Origin of the sequence: Rhodococcus olei, assembly GCF_039540555.1 — a bacterium.
Taxonomy (GTDB): Bacteria; Actinomycetota; Actinomycetes; order Mycobacteriales; family Mycobacteriaceae; genus Rhodococcus_G; species Rhodococcus_G olei.
On record NZ_BAABFB010000075.1, the window covers coordinates 469,678 to 484,128 of the forward strand.

Below are 14,451 nucleotides of genomic sequence, written 5' to 3' on the forward strand. Positions count from 1 at the left end.
GCCGGGCACGGGGTCGAGTCAGGCGCGGTGTCGGCTCGCCCGGATCGCCGTCAGCACACCGAGCCCGGCGATCGCGGCGAACACCGCGAACAGCAGCCGCGCCGACCCGGTCGGCGATCCGCCGAGGTTGACCAGCACCCCGGCGACCGCCGAGCCCACCGCGTTCGCCATCAGCTGCACCGTGTTGATCGCGGCGGCGGCCCGGTCCGCCTCGGCCGGGTCCGCCGACGCGCCCATCGCGGACGCGGACAGATGCGGCCAGCAGACACCGACCCCGGTCCCGACCAGCAGCAGTCCGAGCACCCACGGCACCACCGGCGCATCCGCCGTCCGGGCCAGGATCGCGAACCCCGCCACCACGGCCGCCGTGCCCCCGACGAGCACCGCCCGGACCGCCCGAGCGCCGGCGGCACCCGCGCTGGACACCTCGCCGAGCGTCCACCCCACCGCAAGCACCGCGCCGAGGAATCCGGCCGCGAGTGGCGCGAGCCCGCCCAACCGCTGTCCGAACAGCGGCACGAACGCGTCGGCGGTCGAGACGGCCGCGAGCACGGCGATCGTCAGGTACGTCCAGGCGAGGGTGCCGCCCACGGTGAACGTGACGGCAGGGAGCACCCGGCCACCCGTGCGGTGTTCGTGAGCCACGAACACCGCGATCAGTGCCCCGGCCGCGGCGAGCGCCGTCGCGGTCCACCCACCGGTCGGCGCGACCGACGCGACGCTCACCAGCAGGGCGGCCGCCGCGAGCGCGAGCATCGACAGGACGGGCACGGACGGCGGCGGCGTGCCCGGGCGGCCGCCGGCGAGGTAGCGCGGCACCAGGGCGCCGACCGCGATCCCCGCCGCGGCGAGGGCCACGAACGCCAGGCGCCAGGCGCCGATCTGGGCGAAGGCGCCGCCGAGCGCCGGCCCGACGAACACCCCGACCGCCCACGTCCCGGACACGAGCGCCGACGCCCGCGTCCACAGCTGCTTCGGCAGCTGTGACCGGATCAGCGCGTACCCGAGCCCGCTGAGCAGGCCGCCGCCCGCACCCTGCAATGCCCTCCCCGCCAACAGAACCGGCATCGTCGCCGCGGCCGCGCACACCAGCGTTCCGGCGGTGAACCCGCCGATCGCGACCAGGTATGCCGTGCGAGACCCGGACACGGTGAGGAGCCGGCTGACCAGTGCCGCCGAGATCACCGACGCGACGAGGAAGACCGTTGTCGCCCAGGCGTAGAACCGCTCGCCGCCGATGTCCGCGACCGCGGACGGCAGCACGGCGGCGGTGAGGTGGACGTTGGTCGCGTACAGTGCCACCCCGCCCGCGAGCACCACGATCGACCCGACGTGGTCGGGTCCGAGCAGGGCCCGCCACCCGCGCCGCCCGGCGTCGAGGTCCGTGTGGTGCATGCCGCCACGCTAGAACTTCGAGCACACTTCAGGTCAAGGTCAGCCGCCGAGCGCGAACGCGACCACGAAGCCCAACGCGGTCGAGAGGCCGACCCACCAGCCACCCTCCCGGTACGCCTCCGGCATCAGCGAATCCGCGAGCACCGCGATCGTCGCGCCGCCGGCGAACGCCTGGATCACCGCGATCCGGTGCGGTGGGATCGTGTCGGCCGCGGCGTACGCGCCGACCACCACCAGCACGAGCACGACGGCCGTGACGGTCCACAGCAGCGCCGCCCGGCGGCGGTCGAAGTTCGGCTGCTTGCGCATCGACGCCGCTCCCGCGACCGCCTCCGGAACGTTGCCGACCGCGATCGCCACCAGCAGGACGAGGCCGCCCTCGACTCCCAGGGAGACACCCAGGGCGGTGTTCTCGGGAATCCCGTCGAGCAGTGCGCCGAGCATCAACGCCCAGCCGAGGGCGGCGGGTCCGAGCTTCTTCTCGATCAGGTGGTCGGCGACCACGTAGACGAGTGCGCCGAGCATCAGCGCGGTGCCGGCGGCCACGACGCCCTCCGCCTCGAACGCCGGCTGGAACAGTTCGGTGGACACCGCGGCCACCATCGCCCCGGCACCGAACGCCATCAGCCCGGCCAGCAGCGGCCGCGGCAGGTCGTAGCGCAGGCCGACGAACGCGCCGAGGAGCATCGGCAGCGCGGTCCCCAGACCGTAGAGGAGGGCGGTCGACATGCGGCGATGGTACGACGAACCGCCGGCTCCGCCCGGGTGCGCGGGGCGGGGTGTCGGTGCGGCCGTCAGCCGCAGACGCCGGCGCCGCGCAGCCGCTCGGCGAGAACCAGCACGTCGAGGTCGCGCCCGCGCGGGCCGACGACGCACAGTCCGATCGGGACCCCCGTCGGCAGCGGCACGCTCACCGCGCAGCGGCCCGTCGCTCCCGCGATGCAGGTGAGGGCGAACGTCGCCGCGCGGGCCGCCTCGATCACCGGTCCGCCGAGCGTCGAGTCGCCGCGTTCCGGCGCCGCCGAGGACGCCGACGGCACCAGCAGCAGGTCCTCACCGAGCAGGTCGTCGACCTCGGACACGAAGCGTCGCAGCCGGTTCCGGGCCCGGTCGTGGTCGGCTGCCGTGTACCCGGCGGCCGTGTCGAACCGGGCCCCGACGTCGGGGTTCAGCGTGTCGCGGTGGCCGGCGACCCAGGAGCCGTGCGCCCGCCACGCCTCCCAGCCCTGCATCGTCCGGAACGCCTCGAGGGCGTCGGGCAGTGTGCTCGTGTCGAACCCGGTCGGTTCGATCGACGGCAGCCGCGGGTCGGCCCGCCACCGCCCGGTCGCCGCGTCGACCGCGTCGCGAACCTCCCCGGACGCGAGCGCGACCAGCGCATCCGACACCAGCGCGCGCGGGAAGGAGCGCACCGGCCGTGCCGGCAGCAGCACCCGGCCGACCGCGAGCGCGGCGGCCGGGTCGCGCGTCAGCCACCCCACGGCGTCGAACGACGGCGCGAGCGGCACCACCCCGGCGGTCGACACCGCACCGTGGCTGGTGCGAATGCCGTACAGCCCCTGGTAGGACGCGGGAACCCGGATCGATCCGGCGGTGTCGGTGCCGAGACCGACGGTCGCCTCGCCGAGCGCCACCGCGGCCGCGGGACCGGAACTCGACCCACCCGGGATCCGTTCGGGTGCAGCGGGATTCGGCGGTGTGCCGTAGTGACGGTTGGTGCCGGCGAGGCTGTAGGCGAACTCGTCCGTGCGGGCGATGCCCGCGACCGCCGCCCCGGCGGCCAGCAACGCGGCGACCGCCGGGGCGGTCACGGTCTCCGGTGCCGCCTCCGCCAGCCGGGCGGGGTTACCGGCACCGACGCGGTGCCCGGCGACGGCGTAGAGGTCCTTGACCGCCACGGTCGTGCCGTCGAGCGGTCCCGCGCCGGTGGCTCCGACGAGCGGGCAGCCGAATTCGCGCCACACCGTCGAGTCCACGAGACCCCCTGGTCACCTCGCCGGCTGCGCCGCCGCTAACTCCTCCGCTGGCGGGCGATGTCGGCGAGCACGACACCCGCGGCGACGGAAGCGTTGAGCGACTCGACGGGCCCGGCCATCGGGATGCTCAGGATGGTGTCGCAGGTCTCGCGGACCAGCCGCGACAGGCCCTTGCCCTCGGACCCGACGACGATCACGACCGGACCGGTGCCGTCGTACTCGTCGAGGGTGGTGTCGCCGCCGGCGTCGAGACCGACGACCTGCACACCCTTCGCGGCCCAGTCCTTGAGGGTGCGGGTGAGGTTGGTGGCCTGCGCGATCGGCAGGCGGGCCGCGGCGCCGGCGCTGGTGCGCCACGCGACGGCGGTCACCGCCGCGCTGCGACGCTGCGGGATCACGACGCCGTGACCGCCGAACGCGGCGACGGACCGCACCACGGCGCCAAGGTTGCGGGGGTCGGTGATGTTGTCGAGGGCGACCAGCAGCGGCGCCTCGTGATGTTCCCGCGCGGCGGCGATCAGGTCGTCCGGGTGTGCGTACCGGAACGGCGGCACCTGCAGCGCGACGCCCTGGTGCAGGCCGTTGGCGCTCATCCGGTCCAGGTCCGTGCGCGGCACCTCGAGGATCGAGATGCCCGCGTCCGCGGCGATCTGAACGCTCTCCGAGAGCCGGTCGTCGTTCTCGGTGCCGACCGCGACGTACAGCGCGGTCGCGGGCACACCGGCACGCAGGCACTCGAGCACCGGGTTGCGCCCGAGCACGTTCTCCGGCCCGTCCGTGCCCTTGCGCGGTGCCCCACCGCGGCCGCCGCCCGGGTGGCGGTCGGCGGCCTTGGCGGCGGCACGGGCGCGCTTGGCCGCGGGGTGCTTGGTGCGCATCTCCGCGGGCGGGGTGGCACCGCGGCCCTCCAGCCCCCGGCGTCGCTGCCCACCCGAGCCGACGACCTGGCCCTTCTTGGTGCCCGACTTGCGGATCGCGCCGCGCCTGCTCGAATTGCCTGCCATCTCTACCCTGCTTCGTTGCGGTTCTTGTCGAGGGACCACTCGGGTCCGTCGGGGGTGTCCGTGACCGCGATGCCCGCCGCCGCGAGCCGGTCCCGGATCGCGTCGGCGGCCGCCCAGTCCTTCTCGGCCTTCGCCTGCTGCCGTGCCTCCAGAGTGGCACGAACCAGCACGTCGAGCGCGTCGTGCGCCGCGGATGCGTCGCTGGACTCGCTCGCCCAGTGCGGGTCGAGCGGGTCGACGCCGAGGATCCCCGTCATCGCGCGCACCTGCCCGGCGATCTGGACGGCGGTGCCGAGGTCGCCCGCGGCCAGTGCCCGGTTGCCCTCGCGCTGGCGGCCGTGGATCTCCGCGAGCGCCTTCGGCACCCCGAGATCGTCGTCGAGCGCGGCGGCGAACGCCTCGGTCCACGTGCCGATCGGGACGTCCCCGGCCCGCTCGGCGGTCTTGAGCACGAACGCCTCGATGCCGCGGTAGGTCTCGGCGGCCGCGGCGAGCGCGTGGTCGGAGTACTCCAGCATCGAACGGTAGTGCGCCCCGCCGAGGTAGAACCGAAGTTCTTGTGGGCGGACCTTCTTGAGCACGTTCGGCACGGACAGCACGTTGCCGAGCGACTTCGACATCTTCTCGCCGCCCATCGTGACCCAGCCGTTGTGCAGCCAGTACCGGGCGAAGCCGTCCCCGACGGCACGGCTCTGCGCGAGCTCGTTCTCGTGGTGCGGGAACACCAGATCCAGTCCGCCGCAATGGATGTCGAACTCCGACCCGAGGTAGGTGCCGGCCATCGCGGAGCACTCGAGGTGCCAGCCCGGGCGGCCGCGTCCCCACGGGGTCGGCCACGCCGGCTCACCCGGCTTCTCCGCCTTCCACAGCGTGAAGTCGCGGGGATCGCGCTTGCCCTCGGCCGCACTCTCCCCCTGGTGCACGTCCTCGAGCTTGTGCCCCGACAGCACCCCGTAGTTCTTCCAGCTGAGCACGTCGAAGTACACGTCGCCCGCGGCCGCGTACGCGTGGCCCGCGTCGATCAGGCGCTGCATCAGCTCGACCATCTGGGTGACGTGACCGGTCGCGCGCGGCTCCACCGACGGCGGCAGCACCCCGAGCTGGTCGTACGCCCACGTGAAGGAACGTTCGTAGGTCGTCGCCCACTCCCACCACGGACGACCGGCGTCCTTGGCCTTGTTCAGGATCTTGTCGTCGATGTCGGTGATGTTCCGGACGAACGCGACGTCGTAGCCGTGCGCGAGCAGCCACCGGCGGAGCACGTCGAACGCGACGCCGCTGCGCACGTGGCCGATGTGCGGCTCACCCTGGACGGTGGCCCCGCACAGGTAGATCGACGCGCGTCCGGGGGCCAGCGGAACGAAGTCACGCAGGGCCCGCGCCTCGGTGTCGAAAAGTCGCAGGGTCACGACGGGCGATCCTACCGGTCCGCCCCGGCAGTGATCACCAGCGCGGTCGCGACGGCGGCGATGCCCTCACCACGCCCGGTCAGACCCAACCCGTCGGTGGTGGTGGCCGACACCGACACCGGCGCGCCGAGCACCGCCGACAGCGTCTCCTGCGCCTCGGCCCGCCGAGGCCCGATCTTCGGCCGGTTTCCGATCACCTGCACGGCGGCGTTGCCCACCGCCAGGCCGTCGCCCTCGAGCATCCGCCGCACCTCGGCGAGCAGGGTGGCGCCGCTGGCCCCCGACCACTCCGGCCGGCCGGTCCCGAACACGGATCCGAGGTCACCGAGCCCGGCCGCGGAGAGCAGCGCGTCGCACAGTGCGTGGGCGGCGACGTCGCCGTCGGAATGACCCGCGCAGCCGTCCTCGCCTTCGAACAGCAGGCCCGCGATCCAGCACGGACGCCCGGTTTCGATCGGATGAACGTCCGTTCCGATGCCCACTCGCACAGCCTCGGTGCTCCTATTCGTTGGTGTCGGGGTCCGTCAACGCCCGCGCCAACGCGAGGTCGAGGGGGGTGGTGATCTTGAAGGCGAGGGGCTCGCCGGCGATGGTGCGCACCCGCGCGCCGGTCCGCTCGACCAGCCCCGCGTCGTCGGTGGTCACGACGTCGGTGGTGTCGTAGGCGCGCCGCAGCAGCGCCGCGTCGAAACCCTGCGGGGTCTGCACCGCCCGCAGCTCCGACCGCTCGGGGGTGCCGGTGACGACTCCGAGGAGGTCCACCGACTTGATCGTGTCCGCGACCGGCAGGGCGGGGACCACGGCCTCGCGCCCGGCCCGCAGCTCCGCCACCACTCGGGCGATCAGTCGCGGCGGGGTCAGCGCCCGCGCCGCATCGTGCACGAGCAGCAGGTCCGCGTCCCCGGCGGCGGTGATGCCCGCGCGCACCGAGTCCGTCCGTTCCGTGCCGCCGGCGACCACGTCGACACCGTCCGGCAGATCCGCGCCGACCGCCGCGACCCGGTCCGGCGGCACGATCACGATCACCCGGTCCACGACACCGGAGTCGAGCAGCCCGTCGACCGACCACTGCAGCAGGGTGCGGCCGCGCAGCGTCACGAACGCCTTGGGGACCCCTTCGCCGAGTCGGGTGCCCTGCCCCGCCGCCGGCACCAACGCGACGACCCGGCCTCCGCTGCGTGCGTCGGCCGGGTCGGTCGCGGTGTTCATCTGTGTCGTGTCCACGCCGGGCGTCAGGACGCCGCCGCGAGGACCTCGTCGAGGATGGTCTCTGCCTTCTCGTCGTCGGTGCCCTCGGCGAGCGCGAGCTCACCGACGAGGATCTGACGGGCCTTCGCGAGCATCCGCTTCTCCCCCGCGGACAGGCCTCGGTCCTGTTCACGACGCCACAGGTCGCGGACGACCTCCGCAACCTTGTTCACGTCGCCGGACGCCAGCTTCTCCAGGTTCGCCTTGTAGCGCCGCGACCAGTTGGTCGGCTCCTCGGTGTGCGGCGCGCGCAGCACCTGGAAGACCTTGTCGAGCCCTTCCTGGCCCACAACGTCGCGAACGCCGACGTATTCGGCGTTCTCTGCAGGGACCCGGACGGTGAGGTCGCCCTGAGCGACCTTCAGTACGAGATATTCCTTCTGTTCACCCTTGATGGTGCGAGTTTCGATTGCCTCGATCAGCGCCGCTCCGTGGTGGGGGTATACGACGGTGTCTCCGACCTTAAAAATCATCTGTCCCGTGCCCCTTTCGATCTGCCCAGTTTATCACGGGTTCTCACCACCCCGGTTCCAACGTCGCTGGTCAGACCCACCGCGAGCAGATCACAGGGGTTGACACCAGGTCACGAACCTGCATCGACACCCCGATGATCCGCCCGTGCCGCAGCGGATTTCACGGCCCCGACCACGGACACACGGCTCACCAACGCCGACCCGGGAGCACCCGGCCGCGACATGACTACTACTCTGCCTAGTTGAGTTACGACCCGACGCCGTGGAGGACACCCCCGTGACAGCACTGAATGCGTCGACTCGCCGAGTCGCCACCGCCGTTGCCCTGGCCGCAGCCGCTGCCATCTCGCTGTCCGCCTGCAGCGCGGGCCAGATCACCCAGACCGCCACCCAGGTCGCCGCGGTCAACGGCAACTACGCCAACCAGGGCGACATCTCGCTGCGCAACGTGCACATCGTGTACCCGAACAGCGCGGAGTACAGCCTCGAGCCGGGCGGCAAGGCCGCCCTGGCGTTCACCGCGATCAACGAGAACGAGTCCAAGGCCGACCGGCTGGCCAAGATCTCCACCGACAAGGCCAAGTCCGTCACCATCGCCGGCGAGGTCGGCGGCCGCATCATCGAGCCGCAGACCGCGATGGGCGCAGGCGTCCCGGACGTGACCGTCACCGACGACGGCAAGAAGCTCGAGACCGACCTGGTCGCGGTCGTCCTCAACGACATCGAAGAGGGCGTCTACCCGGGCCTGACCGTGCCGATCACCTTCACGTTCGAGCGCGCCGGTGACATCACCGTGCAGGTTCCCGTCGACGCGGGTCCGACCCGCGAGCGCCACGAGTCCGCCAAGTCCGGCAACGCCGGCGCCGAGCCGCTCGGCGGCGGGGAGGCCGGCGGGCACTGACCCGTCGCGACAGCCACCGCGAGCGGCCCCCGACCTCACCGGTCGGGGGCCGCTCGCCGTTGGATGCCCCGCGGAAGCGGAATGCGGGGCCGTGCGATCCTGCTACCGAGCCCGCACGATGCCCCCTTCAGGAGGATGCGACATGACCGGACCGCACGTGGTGTCCCTCGGCGACGCGACGCCGACCCTCGCCGACTCGGCGTGGCTGGCCCCGACCGCGACCGTCATCGGCTCGGTGACGCTGGGCGAGGAGACCGGCATCTGGTACGGCGCGGTCGTGCGGGGCGATGTCGAGTCGATCACCGTCGGTGCGGGCAGCAACGTCCAGGACAACGTGACGATGCACGCGGACCCCGGGTTCCCGCTGACGGTCGGCGCGAACGTCAGCGTCGGGCACAACGCGGTCCTGCACGGCTGCACCGTCGGCGACGACTCGTTGGTCGGAATGGGTGCGGTGATCCTGAACGGCGCCCGTCTCGGCGCCCGGTGCCTCGTCGCGGCCGGTGCGGTGGTGCTCGAGGGCACCGAGATTCCGCCGCGTTCACTCGTCGCCGGAGTGCCGGCGAAGGTGCGGCGCGAGCTCACCGACGACGAGATCGCCCAGATCGAACACAACGCCGAGGTCTACCGGGCGCTCGCCGGAAAGCACCGCGCCGCAACGCCCTACTGAGCCGCGCGCGTCGGATCAGTCCTTGACGTCGGATCCGTGCCGCGTCAGCGGGGTCACCTCGATGTCCATGTACGGGAACAGCGGCAGGTTGAACAGGATCTCGTGCAATTCGTCGGCCGACTCGACGTCGAAGATGCTGAAGTTGCTGTACTGGCCCACGATTCGCCAGATCTGCGGCCACTTGCCTGCCCGCTGCAGCTGCTGCGAGTACGCCTTCTCCCGGGCGACCGTCTCCGCGCGGACGTCGGGGTCGAGGTCGAGTGGGATGTGGACGTCCATCCGCACGTGGAACAGTGCCATGTCGGTTTCCTTCTCGTCGATCGTGTTCAGTCGCGGGCGAGGTGCTTGACGACGTCCAGGTCGAGTTCGACCCCGAGGCCGGGCCCCTGCGGCAGGTGGACCTGGCCCTCGGAGTAGTCCAGCGGGGTCTGCAGCAGTTCGACGGCGAACAGCTGCGGGCCGAACAGTTCGGTGCCGAAGTTGATTCCCGGCTCGGCGCAGGCGAAGTGGATCGACGCGGCGGTCCCGATGGGTCCCTCGATCGACGTGGCGCCGTGGCAACGGATCCCGGCGGCCTTCGCGACCGCGACGACCTCCTTGCTGCGTTGCAGCCCACCGCATTTCGTTGTCTTGAGTGCGATGACGTCCGCGGCACCGATCCGCGCGACCTCGAGTGCGTCGTGCGGCGTCTGCACGGACTCGTCGGCCATCACCGGCGCGGACACGAGATGGTTGAGTTCGGCGAGCACCTCGAGCTGCTCGGCCGGGGTGGGTTGTTCGACGAGTTCGACTCCGCCGTCGACCAGTTCGGGTACGTGCCGCAGTGCGGTGAACCGGTCCCAGCGGGCGTTGACGTCGATGCTCACGCCGGCCCTGCCCTCGAGGGCCCGGGCGATCGTCACGACGCGCGCGGTGTCGACGGCCGGGTCCAGCGCGCCCATCTTGAGCTTGAAGGCGAAGTTGAGGCGCGCCTCCATCCTGTGCGCGACCTCCTCGAGGATCTCCTCCACCGGTGCCGCGCCGAGCGCCCAGCGGACGTCGACGCCGGTGCGGAAGGCCCCACCGAGCAGGGTGTGCACACCGACGCCGAGGCTGCGTGCGTACGCGTCGTGCAACGCGACGTCGACGGCCGCCTTCGCGAACCTCGCGTTCGCGACGATTCGTTCGAGATCGACCATGATGCCGGTGATCTGGTCGACACCGCGGCCGATCACGTACGGGGCGATGTACCGGTCGACGATCGCCTTCATCGTCTCGACGGATTCGCCGCCCCACCAGGGACCGCCGGGGACGACGCCCTCGCCGTAGCCGGTGACGCCGCCGGCGGTGCTGATCGCGACGAGCAGGATCGGCTGCGTCTCGGCGGTGGTGGTGGCGAACTTGTGCGGACGCACCAGGGGCACGTCGATGATGGTCGTCTCGACGGAGACGATCGCGAGATCGGAGTCGGACATCGAACAGCTCTCTATCGAATCGGAAGATGCGCAATGCCGGCGCCCTTGGGGGACACCGGCATTCGCCTGGGCTCAGGCCTCGGGGTCGAGGGTGAAGTTGTAGGTCACGTGGTTCTTGCCGTCGTCGCCCGCCTTCGGGTCGAGGATCAGCTCCGGCTTGGTCGCGGTCGCGACGTCGTTCTCGACCCATTGGCCGCCCGCGAAGTACAGCTGGGTCGTGATCGTCCGCTTGCCGGGCGCCTTCACCATCAGGTGCAGGTGGGCCGGGCGCCACGGGTGGCCGCCGTAGGACTCGATGAACCAGCCGGTCGGGCCGTCGTGCGGGATCTGGTAGGGCGCGGGCTGCAGCGTGGTGATCTCGTAGCGGCCCTCGTCGTCGCAGACGATCGTGCCGCGCAGGTTCCACTCGGGCAGGTTCGGGGCGAACTGCGAGTAGAAGCCGTCCTCGTCGGCGTGCCACAGTTCCACGGTGGCGCCGGCGAGCCCGTTGCCGTCCAGATCGACGACCTGACCGGAGAACACGAGCGGGGTCGCCTGCCGGTCCTTGTCGGTCATCGGCATCGTGCACGTCGACGGCAGCTTCGGCGAATTCGCCACGTAGTACGGGCCCTCGATGCTGCCCTTCGTGCCGGTGAGCGCGTTGCGGCTGTAGTTCACGTCCTCGATCTCGTGCTCGACGAACACGTCCAGCCACAGCGGCCACTCGCCGTACTCGCCGACGTCGATGACCCACTGCTTGAGCACGCGGTACTCGTCGTAGGTCACCTCGTGCTTGTGGATGACGTCCGCGAACGCCTTCAACACGTCTTGGTAGATCGCGGCGGCACGCTCCGGCGAGGTGTCGGCCGACACGCGCTCGGACTTGAACTTGTCGGTGGCGGCATTGCCCGACGCGTGCGCGGTCGCCGTTTCGGTGCTGGTCATGGGGTCCTCCTCATCGAGGCTCGAACGCGGGCGGTCGAGGAATGTCGTGGCGGCGGTCGGTGCGGGGCTGGCCCGCCACCTTCCGGCGGTGTACGCTGTGCGTACATATGATTCGCAGTGCGTACACACACTGTGCGTCGAGTCACAGCGGTTGTCAACACCCGGACCGGGACCGTCCCCGAACATGCAGGTAGGAGCGCTCGATGCCGAACGAAGACCGGGATTTCATCCAGAGCATCGAACGGGGCTTCGCCGTGCTCCTCGCGTTCGACGAGCGGCACCCCACCCCGTCGCTCGCCGAACTCGCCACCAAGACCGACCTGTCCCGCCCGGCGGTGCGCCGCATCCTGCTCACGCTGCAGAAGCTCGGCTACGTCGCCGCGAACGGCAGCCGCTGGTCCCTGACCCCCCGTGTGCTCAGCATCGGCCAGCACTACTCCGCATCGCACGCGCTCGTCGAGACCGCGATGCCGAGGCTCGTCCAACTGTCCGAGCGCACCCACGAGTCCGCTTCCCTCGGCGTGCTCGACGGCGCCGACGTCGTGTACGCCGCCCGGGTTCCGGTCCGCCGGATCATGAGCATCAACGTCTCGGTCGGCACCCGCGTGCCGGCCTACGCGACGTCGATGGGACGGGCGCTGCTCGCCTGGGCGCCCGCGGAGACCGTCGAGCGGGTGATCGCCGAGTCCCGGTTCGAGAAGCTCGCGACGGCGACGGTCACCTCGGCCGACGCCCTGCGAGCGGAGCTGGACCGGGTACGCGAACAGGGTTACGCGCTGACCTCCGCCGAACTGGAAGAGGGCCTGATCTCCCTGGCCGCACCGGTTCGGGACGCGACCGGCGCCGTCGTCGGCGTGCTCGCCTGCTCCACGTCCTCCGGCCGACACACCCCGGAGGAGTTCCGCGCCGCCGCGGCCGGACACGTGGTCGACAGCGCCGACGCCCTCAGCGCGGACCTCGGCTCCCCCACCCGCTGACGCGGGCACCCCGTTGCGTCGGATCGCCGTGCGGCCGGCCGTGTGACGGCACGAATGCGGGCGGAAGCTGTGACCCTGAACGTTTCGGGACCCCGGCTTCCGCCCACCGAGCGGATCGGGTCAGGCAGCCGACGAAGTGGCCACGGCCGCCGCGCCGCCCACCAGAGCGACCGCAGCCGCAACAAGTCCGGCGACTGCCGCGATCCGGCCGAGGCCTGTTGCGGAGGAACCCGCGCGAATCTCCTTGCGTCAGAGCACTTTCGGGAGACCCGACAGTCCCGGTCCGCTCCGACGCGCCGAAGCCGCCGGCGACGCCCACGCGCCGTTCGGCGGCGTCGGCGCGTCCGGCCACCGTGCCGGACTTCGGCATCCAGAGCAGCTGGGACGAATTCACGCAGCGGCAGACGGGCCCGCGCGTCGCAGAGCACGTCCCGTTCCGAGCCGGTCCCGACGAACCACACACCGGCCCCCGCGCAGGCTCCCGGGGGTCCTGGCCGGAACTAGGCATTCGCCTGGTGTGACTGGCACCACACCGTGCCAGTCTGAAACGCAGAGCCGTGGCCGCCGGCATTCCCCCCGCCGCCACGATGATCGAGAACTGGAGCACCCCATGACCGACACCCTCGACAGCATGGCCGCGACACTCGCCGACGCACTGGTGGAAGACCCCGAATCGGGGCGCCACCAGGTTCGCCGGAGCATCTTCACGGACGCGGAGATCTTCGAACTCGAGATGAAGCACATCTTCGAGGGCAACTGGGTGTATCTCGCGCACGACAGCCAGATCCCGAACGTCGGCGACTACTTCACCACCCACATCGGACGGCAGCCCGTCGTGATCAGCCGCAGCAAGGACGGCGAGCTGAACTGCCTGATCAACGCCTGCAGCCACCGCGGCGCGATGCTCTGCCGCCGCAAGACCGACAACCGTGCCAACTTCACCTGCCCGTTCCACGGCTGGACGTTCAACAACAAGGGCAAGTTGCTCAAGGTCAAGGACTCTCGCGACGCCGGCTATCCGGAGCAGTTCAACACCGACGGCAGCCACGACCTGCGCAAGGTCGCGAAGTTCGCGAACTACCGCGGCTTCCTGTTCGGCAGCCTGAACGAGGACGTCGTGTCCCTCGAGGAGCACCTCGGTGACACCACCAAGATCATCGACATGATCGTCGACCAGTCCCCCGAGGGACTGGAGGTGCTGCGCGGATCCTCCACCTACACCTACGACGGGAACTGGAAGCTGCAGGCCGAGAACGGCGCCGACGGCTACCACGTGTCGGCGACGCACTGGAACTACGCGGCCACCACCGCGCGCCGCACGTCCGGCGAGTCCGCCAACGAGACGAAGGCGATGGACGCGGGCACCTGGGGCAAGCAGGGCGGCGGCTACCACTCGTTCGACCACGGCCATCTGCTGCTGTGGATGTGGTGGGGCAACCCGCAGGACCGCCCGCTGTACCCGCGCAAGGAGGAACTCGCCGCCGAGTTCGGCGAGAAGAAGGCCGAATTCATGGTCGGCGCGTCCCGCAACCTGTGCCTGTACCCGAATGTCTACCTGATGGACCAGTTCTCGTCGCAGATCCGGCACTTCCGTCCGATCTCGGTGGACAAGACCGAGGTCACCATCTATTGCATCGCCCCGAAGGGCGAGAGCCCGGAGGCCCGGGCGAACCGGATCCGCCAGTACGAGGACTTCTTCAACGCGACCGGCATGGCCACCCCCGACGACCTCGAGGAGTTCCGGTCCTGCCAGAAGACGTACCTGGCCACCGCCGCACCGTGGAACGACCTGAGCCGCGGCGCCACCCACCAGGTGAACGGACCCGACCAGGTCGCCACCGACTTGGGCATGACGAGGGTGCTCTCGAGCGGGGTGAAGACCGAGGACGAGGGGCTGTACCCGATCCAACACGGCTACTGGCTCGAGAGCATGCGCAGGGCCGTCGCGGCCGAGGCGGCGGCCCCCGACCACACCACCTCCGGCACGCCCGGCTGCGGACACTAGAAAGGCCGAGATCCC

Annotated in this window: 15 protein-coding genes; 4 read left to right on the plus strand and 11 right to left on the minus strand. The window is 71.2% G+C overall.

What is annotated here, in order from left to right; genetic code table 11:
* Nucleotides 1-18: 18 nt before the first annotated feature.
* The 8 genes from ABD951_RS26865 to carD form a co-directional block, all read right to left on the minus strand.
* Nucleotides 19-1,395 (minus strand): MFS transporter, encoded by a 1,377-nt coding sequence (locus tag ABD951_RS26865; protein ID WP_345352936.1) that lies wholly within the window; start codon nt 1,393-1,395, stop codon nt 19-21.
* Nucleotides 1,396-1,434: 39 nt separating this feature from the next.
* Complete coding sequence (locus ABD951_RS26870; protein WP_345352939.1) at nt 1,435-2,124, minus strand: ZIP family metal transporter; 690 nt, start codon at nt 2,122-2,124, stop codon at nt 1,435-1,437.
* Nucleotides 2,125-2,189: 65 nt separating this feature from the next.
* Complete coding sequence (locus ABD951_RS26875) at nt 2,190-3,371, minus strand: amidase family protein (RefSeq protein WP_345352942.1); 1,182 nt, start codon at nt 3,369-3,371, stop codon at nt 2,190-2,192.
* Nucleotides 3,372-3,406: 35 nt separating this feature from the next.
* On the minus strand, nt 3,407-4,375 hold the full coding sequence (gene rlmB / locus ABD951_RS26880) for a 23S rRNA (guanosine(2251)-2'-O)-methyltransferase RlmB (protein ID WP_345352945.1): 969 nt from the start codon (nt 4,373-4,375) through the stop codon (nt 3,407-3,409).
* 2 nt (nt 4,376-4,377) lie between these two features.
* Entirely contained in the window at nt 4,378-5,784 is a 1,407-nt protein-coding gene (gene cysS, locus ABD951_RS26885) for a cysteine--tRNA ligase (protein ID WP_345352948.1), read from the minus strand.
* Nucleotides 5,785-5,795: 11 nt separating this feature from the next.
* Nucleotides 5,796-6,272 carry a 2-C-methyl-D-erythritol 2,4-cyclodiphosphate synthase gene (ispF, locus tag ABD951_RS26890; RefSeq protein ID WP_345352951.1) on the minus strand — a complete coding sequence of 159 codons (477 nt, stop codon included), beginning with the start codon at nt 6,270-6,272 and terminating at the stop codon, nt 5,796-5,798.
* 13 nt (nt 6,273-6,285) lie between these two features.
* Nucleotides 6,286-6,993 (minus strand): 2-C-methyl-D-erythritol 4-phosphate cytidylyltransferase, encoded by a 708-nt coding sequence (ispD, locus tag ABD951_RS26895; RefSeq protein WP_345352954.1) that lies wholly within the window; start codon nt 6,991-6,993, stop codon nt 6,286-6,288.
* A gap of 23 nt (nt 6,994-7,016) precedes the next feature.
* The gene (gene carD / locus ABD951_RS26900) at nt 7,017-7,505 is read right to left on the minus strand and encodes an RNA polymerase-binding transcription factor CarD (RefSeq protein ID WP_345352957.1); all 489 of its coding nucleotides are present in this window, start codon (nt 7,503-7,505) and stop codon (nt 7,017-7,019) included.
* Between the two features lie 277 nt (nt 7,506-7,782).
* Between carD and ABD951_RS26905 the strand changes: the two genes are divergently transcribed.
* Nucleotides 7,783-8,406, plus strand: a complete 624-nt coding sequence (locus tag ABD951_RS26905) for a copper chaperone PCu(A)C domain-containing protein (protein ID WP_345352961.1) — start codon at nt 7,783-7,785, stop codon at nt 8,404-8,406.
* A 142-nt stretch (nt 8,407-8,548) separates the two neighbouring features.
* The gene (locus tag ABD951_RS26910; protein WP_345352964.1) at nt 8,549-9,076 is read left to right on the plus strand and encodes a gamma carbonic anhydrase family protein; all 528 of its coding nucleotides are present in this window, start codon (nt 8,549-8,551) and stop codon (nt 9,074-9,076) included.
* A gap of 15 nt (nt 9,077-9,091) precedes the next feature.
* Here ABD951_RS26910 and catC read toward each other — a convergent pair whose 3' ends face one another.
* The 3 genes from catC to catA all read right to left on the minus strand — a co-directional run bounded on the left by catC (nt 9,092) and on the right by catA (nt 11,454).
* Nucleotides 9,092-9,376, minus strand: a complete 285-nt coding sequence (catC, locus tag ABD951_RS26915) for a muconolactone Delta-isomerase (RefSeq protein WP_345352967.1) — start codon at nt 9,374-9,376, stop codon at nt 9,092-9,094.
* 26 nt (nt 9,377-9,402) lie between these two features.
* Nucleotides 9,403-10,530, minus strand: a complete 1,128-nt coding sequence (locus ABD951_RS26920) for a muconate/chloromuconate family cycloisomerase (RefSeq protein ID WP_345352970.1) — start codon at nt 10,528-10,530, stop codon at nt 9,403-9,405.
* 72 nt (nt 10,531-10,602) lie between these two features.
* A complete protein-coding gene (gene catA / locus ABD951_RS26925; protein WP_345352973.1) occupies nt 10,603-11,454 on the minus strand; it encodes a catechol 1,2-dioxygenase in 852 nt (283 codons plus the stop codon).
* A gap of 203 nt (nt 11,455-11,657) precedes the next feature.
* Between catA and ABD951_RS26930 the strand changes: the two genes are divergently transcribed.
* Together ABD951_RS26930 and benA are read left to right on the plus strand one after the other, a co-directional pair.
* Nucleotides 11,658-12,431 carry an IclR family transcriptional regulator domain-containing protein gene (locus tag ABD951_RS26930; RefSeq protein WP_345352976.1) on the plus strand — a complete coding sequence of 258 codons (774 nt, stop codon included), beginning with the start codon at nt 11,658-11,660 and terminating at the stop codon, nt 12,429-12,431.
* 610 nt (nt 12,432-13,041) lie between these two features.
* Entirely contained in the window at nt 13,042-14,436 is a 1,395-nt protein-coding gene (gene benA, locus ABD951_RS26935; protein ID WP_345352979.1) for a benzoate 1,2-dioxygenase large subunit, read from the plus strand.
* Nucleotides 14,437-14,451: the final 15 nt, after the last annotated feature.

What these genes read in the sequence shown, in the direction of transcription:
- ABD951_RS26865 (WP_345352936.1), bottom strand. Translation starts at nt 1,395, where the DNA reads ATGCACCACACGGACCTCGACGCCGGGCGGCGCGGGTGGCGGGCCCTG.
- ABD951_RS26870 (WP_345352939.1), bottom strand. Translation starts at nt 2,124, where the DNA reads ATGTCGACCGCCCTCCTCTACGGTCTGGGGACCGCGCTGCCGATGCTC.
- rlmB (WP_345352945.1), bottom strand. Translation starts at nt 4,375, where the DNA reads ATGGCAGGCAATTCGAGCAGGCGCGGCGCGATCCGCAAGTCGGGCACC.
- ispD (WP_345352954.1), bottom strand. Translation starts at nt 6,993, where the DNA reads ATGAACACCGCGACCGACCCGGCCGACGCACGCAGCGGAGGCCGGGTC.
- carD (WP_345352957.1), bottom strand. Translation starts at nt 7,505, where the DNA reads ATGATTTTTAAGGTCGGAGACACCGTCGTATACCCCCACCACGGAGCG.
- ABD951_RS26910 (WP_345352964.1), top strand. Translation starts at nt 8,549, where the DNA reads ATGACCGGACCGCACGTGGTGTCCCTCGGCGACGCGACGCCGACCCTC.
- catC (WP_345352967.1), bottom strand. Translation starts at nt 9,376, where the DNA reads ATGGCACTGTTCCACGTGCGGATGGACGTCCACATCCCACTCGACCTC.
- ABD951_RS26920 (WP_345352970.1), bottom strand. Translation starts at nt 10,530, where the DNA reads ATGTCCGACTCCGATCTCGCGATCGTCTCCGTCGAGACGACCATCATC.
- catA (WP_345352973.1), bottom strand. Translation starts at nt 11,454, where the DNA reads ATGACCAGCACCGAAACGGCGACCGCGCACGCGTCGGGCAATGCCGCC.
- ABD951_RS26930 (WP_345352976.1), top strand. Translation starts at nt 11,658, where the DNA reads ATGCCGAACGAAGACCGGGATTTCATCCAGAGCATCGAACGGGGCTTC.
- benA (WP_345352979.1), top strand. Translation starts at nt 13,042, where the DNA reads ATGACCGACACCCTCGACAGCATGGCCGCGACACTCGCCGACGCACTG.